The 15,653-nt window shown below is 62.8% G+C and carries 15 protein-coding genes; 7 read left to right on the top strand and 8 right to left on the bottom strand.

Annotation, left to right across the window (positions count from 1 at the left end; all coding sequences use genetic code 11):
• Positions 1-115 precede the first annotated feature (115 nt).
• Positions 116-1,762 (top strand): M20/M25/M40 family metallo-hydrolase, encoded by a 1,647-nt coding sequence (locus IE166_RS12845; protein ID WP_189504427.1) that lies wholly within the window; start codon positions 116-118, stop codon positions 1,760-1,762.
• On the opposite strand, the gene IE166_RS12840 is transcribed toward IE166_RS12845, so the two are convergent.
• On the bottom strand, positions 1,763-3,235 hold the full coding sequence (locus IE166_RS12840) for a protein adenylyltransferase SelO (RefSeq protein WP_189504425.1): 1,473 nt from the start codon (positions 3,233-3,235) through the stop codon (positions 1,763-1,765).
• Positions 3,236-3,328: 93 nt separating this feature from the next.
• On the opposite strand from IE166_RS12840, the gene IE166_RS12835 reads away from it, so the two are divergent.
• Positions 3,329-3,994, top strand: coding sequence for an MBL fold metallo-hydrolase (locus IE166_RS12835; RefSeq protein WP_189504423.1), 666 nt, complete (start codon positions 3,329-3,331; stop codon positions 3,992-3,994).
• A 6-nt stretch (positions 3,995-4,000) separates the two neighbouring features.
• On the opposite strand, the gene IE166_RS12830 is transcribed toward IE166_RS12835, so the two are convergent.
• Both IE166_RS12830 and IE166_RS12825 read right to left on the bottom strand, forming a co-directional pair.
• Positions 4,001-5,845 (bottom strand): DEAD/DEAH box helicase, encoded by a 1,845-nt coding sequence (locus IE166_RS12830; protein ID WP_189504421.1) that lies wholly within the window; start codon positions 5,843-5,845, stop codon positions 4,001-4,003.
• A gap of 33 nt (positions 5,846-5,878) precedes the next feature.
• Positions 5,879-7,468, bottom strand: a complete 1,590-nt coding sequence (locus IE166_RS12825; protein WP_189504419.1) for a peptide chain release factor 3 — start codon at positions 7,466-7,468, stop codon at positions 5,879-5,881.
• 99 nt (positions 7,469-7,567) lie between these two features.
• Here IE166_RS12825 and dut point away from each other — a divergent pair, with 99 nt between their 5' ends.
• The 3 genes from dut to IE166_RS12810 all read left to right on the top strand — a co-directional run bounded on the left by dut (position 7,568) and on the right by IE166_RS12810 (position 9,891).
• The gene (gene dut, locus IE166_RS12820; protein ID WP_189504416.1) at positions 7,568-8,035 is read left to right on the top strand and encodes a dUTP diphosphatase; all 468 of its coding nucleotides are present in this window, start codon (positions 7,568-7,570) and stop codon (positions 8,033-8,035) included.
• A gap of 126 nt (positions 8,036-8,161) precedes the next feature.
• Positions 8,162-8,725: a type 1 glutamine amidotransferase domain-containing protein gene (locus tag IE166_RS12815; RefSeq protein WP_189504415.1), complete on the top strand. Its 564-nt coding sequence runs from the start codon at positions 8,162-8,164 to the stop codon at positions 8,723-8,725.
• Between the two features lie 155 nt (positions 8,726-8,880).
• Complete coding sequence (locus IE166_RS12810) at positions 8,881-9,891, top strand: proline racemase family protein (protein WP_385965726.1); 1,011 nt, start codon at positions 8,881-8,883, stop codon at positions 9,889-9,891.
• Here the strand turns inward: IE166_RS12810 and IE166_RS12805 are convergent, their stop codons facing one another.
• Positions 9,892-10,377 (bottom strand): DUF2244 domain-containing protein, encoded by a 486-nt coding sequence (locus IE166_RS12805; RefSeq protein WP_189504413.1) that lies wholly within the window; start codon positions 10,375-10,377, stop codon positions 9,892-9,894.
• 21 nt (positions 10,378-10,398) lie between these two features.
• Between IE166_RS12805 and nth the strand changes: the two genes are divergently transcribed.
• Entirely contained in the window at positions 10,399-11,211 is an 813-nt protein-coding gene (nth, locus tag IE166_RS12800) for an endonuclease III (protein ID WP_189504411.1), read from the top strand.
• Here the strand turns inward: nth and IE166_RS12795 are convergent.
• Positions 11,208-11,921 carry a sulfate transporter family protein gene (locus IE166_RS12795; protein WP_189504410.1) on the bottom strand — a complete coding sequence of 238 codons (714 nt, stop codon included), beginning with the start codon at positions 11,919-11,921 and terminating at the stop codon, positions 11,208-11,210. The two genes, nth and IE166_RS12795, sit on opposite strands and share 4 nt — an antisense overlap.
• A gap of 144 nt (positions 11,922-12,065) precedes the next feature.
• Between IE166_RS12795 and IE166_RS12790 the strand changes: the two genes are divergently transcribed.
• Positions 12,066-13,058 carry an adenosine kinase gene (locus IE166_RS12790; RefSeq protein WP_189504408.1) on the top strand — a complete coding sequence of 331 codons (993 nt, stop codon included), beginning with the start codon at positions 12,066-12,068 and terminating at the stop codon, positions 13,056-13,058.
• 1 nt (position 13,059) lies between these two features.
• Here IE166_RS12790 and IE166_RS12785 read toward each other — a convergent pair whose 3' ends face one another.
• The 3 genes from IE166_RS12785 to hrcA form a co-directional block, all read right to left on the bottom strand.
• A complete protein-coding gene (locus IE166_RS12785) occupies positions 13,060-13,692 on the bottom strand; it encodes a trimeric intracellular cation channel family protein (protein WP_189504406.1) in 633 nt (210 codons plus the stop codon).
• Positions 13,693-13,763: 71 nt separating this feature from the next.
• Positions 13,764-14,375, bottom strand: a complete 612-nt coding sequence (gene grpE / locus IE166_RS12780) for a nucleotide exchange factor GrpE (RefSeq protein ID WP_189504403.1) — start codon at positions 14,373-14,375, stop codon at positions 13,764-13,766.
• A 99-nt stretch (positions 14,376-14,474) separates the two neighbouring features.
• Positions 14,475-15,545 (bottom strand): heat-inducible transcriptional repressor HrcA, encoded by a 1,071-nt coding sequence (gene hrcA, locus IE166_RS12775; RefSeq protein ID WP_189504401.1) that lies wholly within the window; start codon positions 15,543-15,545, stop codon positions 14,475-14,477.
• Positions 15,546-15,653: the final 108 nt, after the last annotated feature.

The raw sequence follows: 15,653 nt of genomic DNA, 5'->3' as shown, positions 1-15,653 counted from the left end.
TGACTAGAACGTCAACATCTGTTTGTAGATAGTGTGTCCGCATTCTTGAGGTTTTACCAAATGCCGCTTGCCTTGGATCACGGCGCCTTCCAAGCTGGCTGAACGGAGGGACGACATGGTGCTTGGACGGGAACAAACAGCCGCGATCACGCGCCAGTGGGCGCTGGCGCTGACGGAGATCGAGAGTGTCAGCGGCGGTGCGGGCGAAGCAGCACTCGGACCTTGGCTGCGCGATGCGCTGGCCGCCGATCCGGCTTTTGGTGGTGCAGAATGCTGGAGCTTCCCGGTTCGAGAAGGGGATGGTCGGCATTGCGTCGCCATGCTGCTGCGCGGCAGCGGGCGCGAAACGCTGATCCTGACCGGCCATTTCGATACGGTGAGCATCGAGGATTATGGCGAACTGCGTCCGCTGGCCACCCAGCCTGATGCCCTTGCCGAGCGGTTGAAATTGCGGCTGGAAACCGCCGCCCACACCGCAGCCGAGCAGCGCGCAAAGGCGGATCTTGCAAGCGGCGATTTCATGCCTGGCCGTGGGCTCCTCGACATGAAGGCCGGGCTTGCAGCAGGCCTCGCTGTTTGTGCGGATTACGCTGCCGACCAGAACCGCAGCGGCAACCTTCTGTTTCTGGCCGTTCCGGATGAAGAGGTGAACTCGGTCGGCGCGCGCGCTGCCGCTGCGATGCTGCCGCAGATTGCGCGAGACAAGAATCTGGATCTCGTCGGTGCGGTCAATCTGGATGCGATTTCGGACGATAGCGAAGATGGTCATCGCGGGCGGGTGATCGCACTGGGTACGATCGGCAAGGTGCTGCCGACTGCTTATGTCGTCGGCGTTCCCGCTCATAGCGGCTTTCCGCTGGCTGGCATCAATGCCGCTGCCCTGGCAGGTGCGATCGCGGCGCGGGTGGAATGGGCGCCGGAACTCACCGATGATAGCGCGGGTGAAACGCCGGGAACCTTGCCGAGCCTGCTCAGCCTCAGCGACGGCAAGCCCGGCTATGACGTGACCACGCCAGGCACAGCCTTTGCGAGTTTCAACGTGCTGAGCTATCGCCGCTCGCCCGAAACGGTGATGAACAGCTTCGAGGCGCTTTGCCGCGAAGCCGCAGACACGTTTCTCGAAGGTCTGAAGAAGCGGCTGGCCGGAACCCGAAGCCAGGATCGCGAGACTGTTCTCGATCGGCGAATTACCCTTTACCGCTATGAAACGCTGCTGAAAAAAGCGGTCGCGGTCGATCCCAACCACGCCTCCCTGATCGAACAGTTCGCTGGTGAGTTGGCGGCAAGCGCTTTGTCCTTGCCCGAACAATGCCGCCGCTTGACGGAACGCACCTGGATGCTGAGCGGGTTTTCAGGCCCGGCAATCGTGCTGGGCTTCGGCTCGATACCCTATCTTCCCACCAACCTGTCTGAGGCACCGGCGGCACGCAAGCTGCATCAGGCAGCGGAAGCGCTCGCTAAGGCGGCACAAAGCAAATATGGCGTTTCGCTCCAAACCACCGGCCATTTTGCCGGCATTTCCGACATGAGCTTCTTTGGCGAAGCCGACGAGGCGGATCTGGCAGTCGTTGCCGCCAACACCCCGATGTGGAAGGCCGGCATTCGCTGGCCAGACCAAGGCGGCGTTGCAGGTGTTCCGACCATCAATCTCGGACCATGGGGCCGCGATTATCACACGCCGCTCGAGCGCATCCATGTGCCCTATGGCTTCGACATCCTGCCGCGCCTGTTGATCGATCTTACCCGCCGTGTGCTCGGCTGATCACGTGCCGCAGAAGGTGCGCATGACCCGCTGATCCGGATGCGGTGCAATCGCAAGATCAGCCTGCTCCGGCTGATCGTCGAAGGGCCGCGCCAAGACGGTGTTGAGGCGGTGGAACAGCGTGAAGTCGGCATTTTCAATCGCCGCCCTGATCGCTTCCTCAATGCGGTGGTTGCGCGGGATGAAGGCGGGATTGGCCAGCCGCATCAGCTCAGAAGGCGCGCCATCCTGTCCCGGCTCGCGGGCGAGACGCGCGCGCCAGTCCGGTGCCCAAGTCTCGTAGAGCATCGGGTCGATGAATTCGGCACGCACATCGCGATCTTGTTCCGGATCGCCAAACGCAGCATTCAGGGCGCGGAAGGTGCGGGTGAAATCCGCACCGCCTTCCGCCATCCGGTCGAGGAAGCCCTGCATCAGGTCGCCGTCTGCCTCTTCTTCCGTCAGCAGTCCGAATTTCGCGCGCAGAACGGCCATATAGGCTTGCTCGAAATGAGCGCGGAAACCGGCAATCAACTCTTGCGCGATCTTCACGCCTTCGTCTCGGTTCTCATGCAGGAGTGGCAAGAGCGCTTCGGCGAGCCGCGCCAGGTTCCACTGAGCGATGCCGGGCTGATTGGCATAGGCGTAGCGACCGAACTGGTCGATCGAGGAAAACACCTTGGCGGGATCATAGGTATCGAGAAAGGCGCACGGGCCGTAATCGATCGTTTCGCCGGAGATTGCCATATTGTCGGTGTTCATCACGCCATGGATGAAGCCAACGCCCATCCATCGCGCAACCAATGAGGCCTGCGCCGCGATCACGGCTTCCAGCAACGCGCGATAGGGGCTTTCAGCCTCTGCCGCATCCGGGTAATGGCGCACAATGGCATGATCGGCGAGCAGCTTTACCGCTTCCTCGTCGCTGCGCGCGGCAAAGAACTGGAACGTGCCGACGCGGATATGGCTCGCCCCGACGCGGGTCAACACGGCACCCGGCAGCACGGTTTCGCGATAAACCGGATCGCCGGTCGATACAGCGGCCAGCGCGCGCGTCGTGGGAATGCCCATCGCGGCCATAGCCTCGCTGACAATATATTCGCGCAAAACCGGCCCGATCGCCGCACGACCATCACCGCGCCGCGAAAACGGTGTCGGACCTGATCCCTTCAGCTGGATGTCGCGGCGGCGGCCTTTGATATCGACCACTTCGCCCAGCAAGGTGGCGCGGCCATCACCCAGCTGCGGTGAGAACTGCCCGAACTGGTGGCCGGCGTAAGCCATGGCAATGGGCTGCGCGCCTTCCGGAAAGCTGTTGCCGGCCAGCATCTGCAAGCCATCCGGGCTTTTCAGCCATTCGGCATCAAGCCTGAGTTCACGCGCCAGCGGCTCGTTGAGCTGAATCAGAAGCGGCGCCGACACCGTGCTTGGCTGAAACGGCGCGAAAAAGCGCTCGGGCAAACGGGCATAAGAATTGTCGAAGGGCAGAGTCATCGTCGCTTCCCGGTTCCGCGCTAGGTGTCACCTTAGATAGGTATGGGCGCGCTGCTTCGTGAGAGCGCTCTGGTCCTAACCCCCGGAGGTCGCATGTTGATCCGCAAATTCATTCATTCCTGTCTGGTTCTGGAAAAGGACGGCACGAAGGTCCTGATCGATCCGGGCTTCCTGTCCTTTATCGAAGACCGCGTGAATGTCGCCGACTTCGAGGATGTCAGGCAGATCCTGATCACCCACACGCATCCCGATCATCTCGATGTCGCCGCCTTGAAGGCGATCGTGCGGCTGAGCGGGGCGGAGGTTACGGGCAACGCTGAGGTCGCCGCCAGGCTTGCGGAAGAGGGTATGGTGGTAGCGCGGGTGATCGGCGACGGCGACCGCTTCTCACTCGGTGCGATCGGCTTCGAGGCGATAACCGTCAAGCATGAGGATATTCTGGACGACAGCCTGCCGGAAGTGACGGCCTTCGTAATCGACGACCGCATCCTGCATGTCGTCGATTCCTTCGATCCGCGGCTGGCTGATTACAAGGGCATGGACCTGCTGATCCTGCCGGTCACCGCGCCCTTCCTGACCGAAACAAGCGCTTATGCGTTCGCCCGCGACCTGAAGCCGAAGGCGGTGCTTGGCGTTCATGAAGGCTATTGCCGCGACTTCTTCATCAAGGCGCGGCATCAGACTTATGCCAAGTTCCTGGCGCGCGATGGCATCGCCTTCCATTCGCTGATCGAAGCAGGCGACGGCATCGAGGTCTAGGCGAACTCAGTCCGGCTTGCGCTTGGACTTCTTGCCGCCGGGCGCATGAGGCTTGTCGCCGAAGGGCTTGCTCTTCCTCGGTCCTTTGTCAGCCCACGGCTTGTCGAAGCCGCCTTCCTTCTTGGCATAAGGCTTTTTGCCGGCGGGCTTGCTCCAGTTACCTTCCGGCTTAGGACCTTGGCCGCGATGCGGCTTCTTCGGCCCGCGAGGCTTGTCGTAACCGCCCGATGGCGCGCCGAAGTCCGGCGTGCCCTCGATGGCGCGAGCGGTGATGCCGCGTTCCAGCGTGCGATTGCCCAGCGCTTGCAGGAAGCGGTTACCGGCCTGCGCCTCCAGCTGAACCAGGCTCTCGTCCTGTTGCAGCTTGATTTGGCCGATATCGCTTTTCGACAGCTTGCCGGCCTTGCACAGCATCGGGATCAGCCAGCGCGGCTCGGCATTCTGCTTGCGGCCAACCGACAGCGAGATCCAGATGCTTTCACCAAACTCGTCGCGGCGCTCAACGCGCTTTTCGGACGGAACAGGCGCGCCGGTGACGGCGATTTCCATCAAATCTTCCGGTGCCGAATTCTTGGCGCGGAAGGTGCGGACATAGGCTGCGGCAATCGCCTCGGCGCCATGCTTTGCGAGCAGTTCGGTGACGAAGGGCGTCTCGTCCTCGCTCAGCGGCTCGGTGAAGACCGGGTCTTGGAGGATGCGCTCATTGTCGCGCGCCAGAACTTCGTCGGCCGATGGCGGACGCGCCCAGTTGGCCTGGACATTGGCCGAACTCAGCAGCCGCTCGACGCGCTTGCGCCCGGACTGCGGCACGATCAGCACCGACACGCCCTTGCGACCAGCACGACCCGTACGGCCGCTGCGGTGCAGCAGCGTTTCGCGGTTGGTCGGCGTATCGGCGTGGATCACGAGTTCCAGGCCGGGCAGATCGATACCGCGCGCGGCAACGTCGGTCGCGATACAGACGCGGGCGCGGCCGTCGCGCATGGCCTGCAGCGCATGGGTGCGCTCGTTCTGGCTGAGTTCGCCGGACATGGCGACAACCGAGAAGCCGCGATTGTTGAAGCGCGCGGTCAGATGGTTCACCGCCGCGCGGGTCGAGCAGAACACGAGGGCATTCGGCGCTTCATAATAGCGCAGAACGTTGATGATCGCGTTTTCACGATCGGCCTGCGCCACGGTCAGCGCCCGATATTCGATGTCGACATGCTGCGTCCGCTCAGACGTGGTTGCGAGACGGACCGCATCGCGCTGGTAGCTTTTGGCGAGTTCGGCGATCGGGCGCGACACGGTTGCCGAGAACATCAGGGTGCGGCGATCGGCAGGTGCGGAGCCCAGGATGAATTCGAGATCTTCGCGGAAACCGAGGTCGAGCATCTCGTCGGCTTCATCGAGCACGACGGCGCGCAGTTCGCTCATATCGAGCCCATGGCGGGTGATATGGTCGCGCAAACGGCCGGGCGTGCCGACAACGATATGGCAGCCGCGATCCAGCGCACGGCGCTCGGAGCGCATATCCATACCGCCGACGCAGGAAACGACCACGGCGCCGGTCTTGGCGTACAGCCATTCCAGCTCGCGCTTGACCTGCAAGGCCAGTTCGCGCGTCGGTGCAATGGCGAGTGCCAGCGGCTGGGATGGCTCGTCGAAGCGCTCGGCATCTTCCAACAGTGTCGGCGCCAGGGCCAGGCCGAAGGCCACCGTCTTGCCGGAGCCGGTCTGAGCCGAAACAAGGGCGTCTGCGCCGGCCGGTTCGAGGGCCAACACAGCATCCTGCACGGGGGTGAGGGCGGAATAGCCGCGCTCGGTCAATGCTTGCGCAAGAGGCGCGAGCACGCCGGGGAAATCAGTCATGGGTTAGTCGCTTTCGTTTGGGTGCTGCGGCGCTCAAGCCGCTTCGCGCACCTGGTAATCCTTGATGGCGTCGAACTTGATCGCCTTCCAGCGTTCCGCCTCGTAGTTGAGACCGAATTCGTGCTGGGCGAGAAAAACGGGGTCGTCGTCGAGATCCCTGGCAATATCGCCGCGATGCGCCTCGATGAAGCGGTTGAGTTCCACCGGACTGTCGGCCGAGATCCAGCGGCACACGGAAAAGCGCGCGATCTCGAAGTCGACCGGCAGCGTATATTCCACCGACAGGCGCTCCTTGAGAACGTCGAGCTGCAGCGCGCCCACCACGCCGACGATGGCCGGCGAGCCGTCTTCGGGCGAAAACAGCTGCACCACGCCTTCTTCCGCCATCTGCTGCAGGGCTTCCTTGAGCTTCTTGGCCTTCATCGCATCGCCAAGACGAACACGGCGCAGGATTTCCGGCGCGAAGTTCGGCACGCCGCGGAACAGGATTTCCTCGCCCTCGGTCAGCGTATCGCCGATGCGCAGCGTGCCGTGGTTGGGGATACCCACCACGTCGCCGGCATAGGCCTCGTCGGCGGTGATGCGCGAACGGGCGAAGAAGAATTGCGGCGCGGTGAGCGACATCGGCTTGCCGGTGCGCACCAGCTTGGCCTTCATGCCGCGCTGAAGCGTGCCCGAGCACACCCGCACAAAGGCGATGCGGTCACGATGGTTCGGGTCCATGTTGGCCTGGATCTTGAAGACGAAAGACGTCATCTTCTCTTCCGTCGCCTGCACGGTGCGGCTGTCGCCTTCCTGCGCGCGCGGCGGCGGAGCGAACTCGCCAAGCGCCTCGATCAGATCGCGCACGCCGTAATTGCGTAGCGCCGAGCCGAAATAAACCGGCGTCAGATGCCCTTCGCGAAACGCCTTCATGTCGAACGGGCGGCAGGCCTCGCGCGCCAGTTCCAGTTCCTCGATCAGCGTGTCACGCTCGTTTTCCGGCAACAAGCCGGCGACATGTGCCGAGTTCGGCCCGTTGACCTTGGTGCGCTCGGCTTCCGTGTCGGAGCGACGCATGGCGTTTTCCGACAGGTGATACGTGCCCGAAAACGTCTTGCCCTGGCCGATCGGCCAGGTCATCGGCGCGGTATCCAGCGCGAGCTTCTGCTCGATCTCGTCCAGGATCTCGAACGTGTTGCGCGCTTCGCGGTCCATCTTGTTGACGAAGGTGACGATCGGAATGTCGCGCAAACGGCAGACTTCGAACAGTTTTAGCGTACGCGGTTCGATACCTTTCGCGGCGTCGATCACCATCACCGCGCTGTCGACGGCCGACAGCGTGCGATAGGTATCGTCGGCGAAGTCCTCGTGGCCCGGCGTGTCGAGCAGATTGTAGACGTTGTCGCCATATTCGAAGGTCATCACCGAAGTGACGACGGAGATGCCGCGCTCGCGCTCGATCTTCATCCAGTCGGAGCGCGTCTGGATCTTGTCCTTCTTGGCCTTCACCTCACCGGCAAGCTGAATGGCGCCGCCGAACAGCAGCAGCTTTTCGGTCAGCGTGGTTTTGCCGGCGTCGGGATGCGCAATAATCGCGAAAGTGCGGCGGCGGGCAACCGCCTCCTGGATGGGTTCTGGCATGACAAGGGAATCCGTTCGGTTGCGCGCATATAGCGATCACGCGAGGGAAAGTCGACCCTGGCTTGGCGTGGACCGTTGGATCGGCTATGGCGCCGCTCCATGACAACACTTTCCGCCATCCCCACCATTGGCCTCGTTCGCTTGACCCATGGCGAAGACCTCAAGATCCCTGCTTACGAAACGGCGGGTGCTGCCGGCATGGATTTGCGTGCGGCGGTTCATGCCGATGCCCGCATCATCCTCACGCCGGGACGTCGGTCCTTGATCCCAACCGGTTTCATCATGGAACTGCCGGACGGTTTCGAGGGGCAGATCCGGCCGCGTTCGGGTCTTGCGCTCAAGCATGGCATCACCTGCTTGAACACGCCCGGCACGATCGACAGCGATTATCGTGGCGAGATCCAAGTGCTGCTGATCAATCTTGGCCAGGATGATTTCGCCATCACGCGCGGCATGCGCATCGCGCAGATGGTTGTTGCGCCCGTTGTGCAGGCACGCTTCGAACTGCGCGAGGCGACTGGCACGACCGCACGCGGAACAGGCGGCTTCGGCTCCACCGGCGCCTGACAAAGGTCAGCATCCTCCTGCAAAATGCGGTGAACGAATCTTTTTCCGGTGCGTTGAGGGAGCAAAACCCGAGCACGGAAGCGGGCGCATGCCCGATATTCGTGCCGCCTAAGCAGGAGATTTGTCATGCCTTCGATAAAACAGGCACGCATCGCCATTCTCGCCACCGACGGCTTCGAACAGTCGGAACTGGAAGTGCCGCTGAAGAAATTGCGTGGCGCTGGCGCAGCGGTTGATGTGGTCTCGCTGGAAGCAGGCGAGATCAAGGGCTGGGATGAGAAGGACTGGGGCAGCAAGGTCCCCGTCGACAAGACTCTGATTGAGGTCGCTCCGGACCAATATGACGCCCTTGTTCTGCCGGGCGGTCAGATCAATCCCGACACGTTGCGCGCCGAAAAGTCGGCCGTCGACTTCATCAAGAGCTTTTATGGCACGGGCAAGCCGCTTGCGGCGATCTGCCATGCGCCGTGGCTGTTGATCGAAGCCGGCCTGGTGAAGGGCAAGCGCGCGACCTCCTACAAGTCGATCAAGACCGACATGATCAATGCCGGCGCCAACTGGGAAGACAAGATGACGGTTCAGGACGGAAACCTGATCACCGCGCGCAAGCCGGACGATCTGGACTCCTTCGTCTCGACCATCATCGAGGCTGTCGAAGGCGGCGTGGCGCAGAGGTCGGCTGCGGAGTAGCGGATCAGGTTCCGCAGCTGACGGAAGCGGCGCCGGCGCTTGCAAGAGCAGCCGCGCCGCTTTCGAATTCAGGGCCGGCGTCCAAATGGCGCCGGCCTTTTTCGTGGGATGAACGCCCTCTTGACGATCGCCGGACATCGGCCTCAGTCTAGGGCATGACAATGCCTTTCAACGCCATCGACGTCGTCGACATGCATACCGGCGGCGAGCCGGTTCGGATCATCACATCAGGCTATCCGCCGATCCCATCCGGGACGATCCTCGAGAAACGCGCCTATGTCCGCGATCGGCTCGATGACTACCGGCGCATGCTAATGTTCGAGCCGCGCGGTCATTTCGATATGTATGGCGCGCTTCTGGTTGAGCCGAACCTGCCCGGCGCCGATCTTGCCGTGCTCTTCATGCACAATGAAGGCTATTCCACCATGTGCGGCCATGCGGTGATCGCGCTGGGCCGTTATGCCGTTGATCAGGGGCTGGTGGAAGCCGTCGAGCCGGTCACCGTCGTGAACATCGAATGTCCGTGCGGCATGGTGGTCGCGCATGTCGAAGTGGCGGATGGCAAGGCGGGCGCGGTTTCGTTCGAGAGCGTTCCGGCTTTTCTGTTTGCCGCAGACCAGACGGTCGAGGTGCCGGGCTATGGGGCGATCACCTGCGACATCGCTTACGGCGGCGCCTTCTATGCGCTTGCCGATGCCGGCCAGTTCGATCTGGAATTCGGCCGCTCGCGCATCCGCGACTTCGTGGATGCCGCGACAGCCCTGACCGAAGCCGCCAAGATCGCAGTGCCGCTTTCACATCCCGATCACGCCGACCTCGCTTTCCTGTACGGCTCGATCCTGACGGATGGCGGTGATGGATCGACACGGCCCTCCACCAATGTCTGTGTCTTTGCCGATGCCCAGGTCGATCGCTCGCCGACGGGGTCGGGCGTTACGGCTCGTCTTGCCGCCATGCATGCCAAGAAGCCTTTGCCACAGGATGAAATGCGAACCTTCCGCAGCATTACGGGCGCGGACTTCACCGGCGCAGTCGTGAGACGCGAGAAACTCGGCGAATTCGATGCCGTGGTGGCCCGGGTATCGGGGCGAGCCTTCTATTCGGGCACGGCGCGCTTCAGCGTCGAAGCGGACGATCCGCTGGCGGCGGGTTTCCTGTTGCGTTGATCAGCCGGCCTTTGCCGTTGCCAGCGCGCGCCCAAAGGCCTTCGCGAAGCTTTCGCGATCGTCGGGATTGAGGAAGCTGCCGATCTGCACCTGCTGCCCTTGTGCTTCCACGTCCATGCGCGTGATGCCGATCTCCTCATGCCGCGACACGGCAAAGCGCGCCCAGAACGGGTTGAAGTGGTGTTCGCGCGCTAGGCCCGAGGGCGCGACCTGCCGGATATCGAGCGAGGTGCGCGACACCGAAACTTCTTCGCGCGCGCGGCCCGAGCGATAATTCAGCTTGAAGGCGATGTAGAGGATGAGGACATCGAGGCCGAAGAAGCCGAAGATCGGCCAAGCGCCGATCGCTATGCAGAACAGACCGCAGATCAGGCTTCCCGCGACCATGATGCCCATCAGCACGCGAAAACCGCGCGGCCCCAGTGAGCGATGCGGCGTCAACAAGGCGCGGAAGATTGGCGTGTCGGCAGCGTTGGTCTCGGCCATTGCGGGGATTATAGAGAGCCGATGACAAAGCCCAAGCCTGAAATTGCTGGCAACGCGCCTGCGCCAAAAAAGTTGACCGGCAAGCCCGTGGCGAAGGGCGTAAAGCGCGCCAAGCCGCGCTGGAAGTCACCCTACGCGGAAGCCGAGATAGAGGAGATCTTCCGCCGCTTTGCCGTGCAGCGGCCGGAGCCCAAAGGTGAGCTGGAGCACGTCAACGCGTTCACTTTGCTCGTTGCCGTGGTGCTCTCGGCACAAGCCACCGACGCCGGTGTCAACAAGGCGACGCGTGCCTTGTTTGCGGTGGCCGACACGCCGGCCAAGATGGCTGCTTTGGGCGAAGCCAGGATTGCCGAATACATCCGCACCATCGGCCTCTGGCGGGCCAAGGCCAAGAATGTCGCGCTGCTATCGGAAGCCCTGCTGCGCGACCACAACGGTGAGGTGCCGGATACGCGCGAGGCGCTGGTCGCACTGCCGGGCGTCGGCCGCAAAACCGCCAATGTCGTGCTGAACTCAGCCTTCGGTCAGCTCACCATGGCCGTGGATACACACCTGTTCCGGCTCGGCAACCGTCTGAAATTTGCGCCGGGCAAGACGCCGGAAGAGGTCGAGGACAAGCTCGTCCGGGTCATTCCCGAACACTATCTGCGCCACGCCCATCACTGGCTGATCCTACATGGTCGCTATGTCTGCAAGGCGCGCAAGCCGGAATGTCCGGCCTGTGTGATCGCCGACCTGTGCAAGGCCGACGAGAAGACGACGGACATTCCCGCACCTTTGGTGCCGATCGAGGTGCTTGACCCCGTTCAGGCCGAAATCGCGGCGGATCGCTAGCGGACTGGCAACTGCTCGCGTTGGGAAATGCGCTTATGCAGATGCACCATCATGGCGGCGGCAAACAGCGGCGTCAGCAGGTTGAGCAGCGGCACGGCCAAAAGGCCGGCGATCACCAGACCGGCGGTAAACACGGTCGCGGCATGTTTGCGGCGCAGCGCCTTGGCTTCCGCCTCGGGCCGAAAGCGCATGGCGGCGAACTCGAAGAATTCGCGGCTGAGCAGATAGGCGTTGACCACGAAGAAGGCGACGATGTTGACGCCGGGTATAAGCAGCAGCGCGAGAGCCAGCAGGTTGCCGAGGATCACCACGCCGAAAAACTTGATCGACAACCAGGCGCCCTGAACGATCGGCATGGCGCGGCCGGGTGCGTCCTGGGGAAAGTCGATTTGCTCGACGCGTTCCGCAACGTCGTCGATGAACAACCCGGCGATCAGGGCCGTGACCGGTGCAATCAGCAGCGCCAGCCCGGCGGCAACGGCAAGGCCGGCCAGGATGGCGGTGAAGAAGCCGACCCATTCGCCCCAGGCAGGCGCGCCGGTGAACAGGCCTTCGAGCAGCGGCAGCGCCATCCAGTCGAACAACCGCGTCAGGCCGAACCATAGCGCGATCAGCACGAGGATGCTCAAGCCCAGCGACTTGAACAGCACGGCACGGAACGGGGCGCTGAACAGATGACCGGCGGCTGCGCGCGCGCTGTCGATGATCATGATGTGGAAAGCTCCTGATCCAAGTCGCTCCGCAGATAAGATGCGCGGCCAAGCTAGGCAATGCGCATCACCCGCGTTAAACGGAACCGGACCTGAGGATCGCTCCGGTCTTCTGTTTTTCGATCGACCGGACCCTCAGTTTTCATGACCCAGTACGACGTACTTTGCATCGGCAACGCGATTGTCGACATCATTGCCCGCTGCGAAGACGATTTCCTGGTCGAGAACGGTATCATCAAGGGCGCGATGAACCTGATCGACGCGGAGCGCGCCGAACTGCTTTACAGCCGCATGGGACCGGCAATCGAAGCCTCGGGCGGCAGCGCCGGCAATACTGCGGCCGGTATTGCCAGCTTCGGCGCGCGCTCGGCCTATTTCGGCAAGGTGCGGGACGATCATCTCGGCCGGATCTTCACCCATGACATCCGCGCCCAAGGGGTTGCCTTCGACACCAAGCCCCTGAGTGGCGAAACGCCGACGGCGCGATCCATGATCTTCGTAACGGAGGATGGCGAGCGCTCGATGAACACCTATCTCGGCGCCTGCGTCGAGCTCGGGCCCGATGACGTGGAACCGGAGAAAGCCGAAGGCGCCAAGGTCACGTATTTCGAGGGCTATCTGTGGGACCCGCCGCTCGCTAAGGATGCCATCCGCGAAACGGCTCGCCTGGCGCATGCCGCGGGCAACGAAGTCGCGATGACGCTGTCCGACCCGTTCTGCGTCGATCGCTATCGCGACGAGTTCCTCGATCTGATGCGCTCGGGCACGGTCGACATCGTATTTGCCAATGAAAGCGAGCTGAAGTCGCTCTACCAGACCGCCTCATTCGAGGCCGCTCTCGACGCGGTACGCCGCGACTGCAAGCTAGCGGCCGTCACGCGTTCCGAACAGGGGTCGGTGATCGTGCGGGGTGCGGACACGGTCGCCGTGAAGGCGATCGAGATCGCAGAGCTTGTGGATACGACGGGCGCCGGAGATCTTTACGCGGCCGGTTTCTTGTTCGGCTATACGGCAGGCCGCGATCTGCCGACCTGTGGCAATCTCGGTTCGCTGGCCGCCGGGCTGGTGATCCAGCAGGTCGGGCCGCGCCCGCACAAGAACCTGGGCAATGCCGCGCGCGAAGCCGGATTGCTGTAAGCTACTGGATGTCTTCGGGCCGTCGTCCCGGCCGTGAGCGATAGGTCGGAATGGTCCAGCCAAACCGGATCGCGCCCGCCCGGATCAGGAAGGCTGTGCCCATGCCGAGCAGGGCAGCGGCGGTGGTCGGCAGTCCAAGTGTCGCGACAAGCGTATAAACAACCGCCCCCGCCATGGCCGCCGAAACATATATTTCCGGCCGCAGCAGCACGGAAGGCTCGCCAGCCAGCGTGTCGCGCATGATGCCGCCGAAGGCCGCCGTCAGCATGCCCATGATGATGGCCACGGTGATCGAGCCGGTGCTGGCCAAGCCCTTGAACGCGCCAAGCACGCAATAAGCGCTCAACCCCAGCGCATCGAGCCACAAAAGGAGCTTGTAACGGGATTCCACGAGGTGAGCGGTCAAGTAGGTCAGCAGCGCCACGCCGGCGCAGATGATCATGTAAAGCGGCTGCACGATCCAGAACACCGGAAGTCCGAGGATCACATCGCGCACCGTGCCGCCGCCGACACCGGTTAGGGCGGCGAGAAACAGGAACCCGATCAGGTCGAGTTCCTTGCGTGACGCAGCCAAAGCGCCGGTCGCGGCAAAAACAGCCACGCCGGCATAATCCAGCACCTGGATAAGATCCATAAACCGTTCCCCCGAACGATCAGGCGACCCGACGCGCAAGGAACGGCGCCGGGTTTAATGAGGACGCGGCTTTAGGCTTGCGTGTCGGCTTGCGGCGCGGCGGCGGCAGGCTCGGCCGGCATTTCCTTTGGACCACCCTTCGCCACGCCCACCATGGCCGGGCGCAGCACGCGGTCACCAATCACATAGCCGCTCTGAACGACCTGCACGACCGTGTTGTTCGGCACGTCCGGGTTCGGCACTTCGAACATCGCCTGGTGGAAGTTCGGGTCGAACTTCTCGCCCTGTGGCTCGAGCTTCTTCACGCCGTGACGCTCAAGCGTCGAAAGCATGGCGCGCTCGGTCATCTCGACGCCCTCGGCCAGGGCCTTGAAGCCGGCATCGCCGCTTTCCAACGCATCGGCGGGAATGGCGTCCAGCGCACGGCGCAGATTGTCGGAGACGGCCAGCATGTCTCGGGCGAAGTTGGTTACGGCATAAGTCCGCCCATCAGCCACGTCACGCGCGGTGCGGCGGCGCAGATTTTCCATTTCGGCAGCGATGCGAAGCGAGCGGTCTTTCAGCTCTTCGTTTTCCGCAGCCAAGCGCAGGAAAGCTTCGGTGTCGGCAGCAAATTCAGGCGCTTCAACAGCGGGGGCTTCGGCCTCTTCCGGTTCGCGATTCTGGTTTGCCTCGTCAGTCATGGCTCATCCCGTCGTTCGTAATATTTGCGAGTTGTGATTTGCGCCCGATATCGAGTGCCGGACCGCTAAAATCAAGTGCATGTGATGGTCGCGGGTTTCTTAGCGCAGCATGCGGCTAATCAGTTGCGCGGTGTAATCCACCATCGGCACGATGCGCGCATAGTTCAGCCGCGTCGGCCCGATTACCCCAAGCGCGCCGATCACCCGCGAATCCTTGTCGCGATAGGGTGCCACAACCAGCGAAGAGCCGGACAAGGAAAACAGCTTGTTTTCCGAACCAATGAAGATGCGCACGCCCGAACCCTCGTCGGCAAGGTCGAGCAACTGCACCAGACCTTCCTGCGCTTCGAGATCCTCGAACAGGTGCTTCAACAACTCGATGTCGGCGGCCGCGTTGAGGTTGTCGAGCAGGTTGGCGCGCCCGCGCACGATCAGTCTTGCCGGCAAGCCGCCTTCGGACCCCGCCCAAACCGCGAGACCGCGCGTCACCAGATCCTGCGACAGCGCGTCCAGTGCTCCCCTGGTTTCTTCCACGAGACGGGCGATGTCGGAGCGCGCCTCGGAAATCGTGCGTCCGCGTATATGGGCGTTGAGGAAGTTGGAGGCTTCCTGCAACTGCGACGGCGCGATGCCCGCCGGCAGATCGAGAATGCGGTTTTCGACCTCGCCCCCTTGCGACACGAGGATCGCCAGCGCCTTGGTCGGCTCCAACTGGATGAATTCGACGTGCTTCAGGGCAATTTCGCTCTTTGCCGCCACCACAAGGCCGGCCCCGCGCGACATGCCGGACAGCATCTGGCTGGCTTCGGTCAGCATGGTTTCCACGCTGGAGCCCGCACCCGATGCCTTCACCTGCGCGTCGATCACGCGGCGTTCGTCTTCGCCAAGATCGCCCAGCTCCATGAAGGCGTCGACGAAGAAGCGGAGGCCGCGCTGCGTCGGCAAACGGCCGGCGGAAGTGTGCGGCGAATAGATGAGGCCGAGATGTTCGAGGTCGCTCATCACATTGCGCACGGTGGCAGCCGACAGGTTCACCGGCAGCATGCGCGACAGGTTGCGCGACCCCAGCGGCTCGCCGTCGCGCATGTAAGCATCGACGATCAGCCGGAAGATGTCGCGCGAGCGCGCATCGAGCGCGGCCAATGCCGGATCGGTCAGCGGAAAGGTCATCGCTTGAAAGCTGCGCTATGGATGGTCGGGATCATGATCCACGAAATATATGGCGAAGCGGCAACGGCACAACAGCGATGATCGCTGCAACTCCCGGGATAAGCGGCC

This window comes from Tianweitania populi (genome assembly GCF_014652875.1).
GTDB classification, from domain to species: Bacteria; Pseudomonadota; Alphaproteobacteria; order Rhizobiales; family Rhizobiaceae; genus Tianweitania; species Tianweitania populi.
Note: the sequence above shows the minus strand (reverse complement) of the source record. Positions and strands in the feature narration are given on the sequence as shown.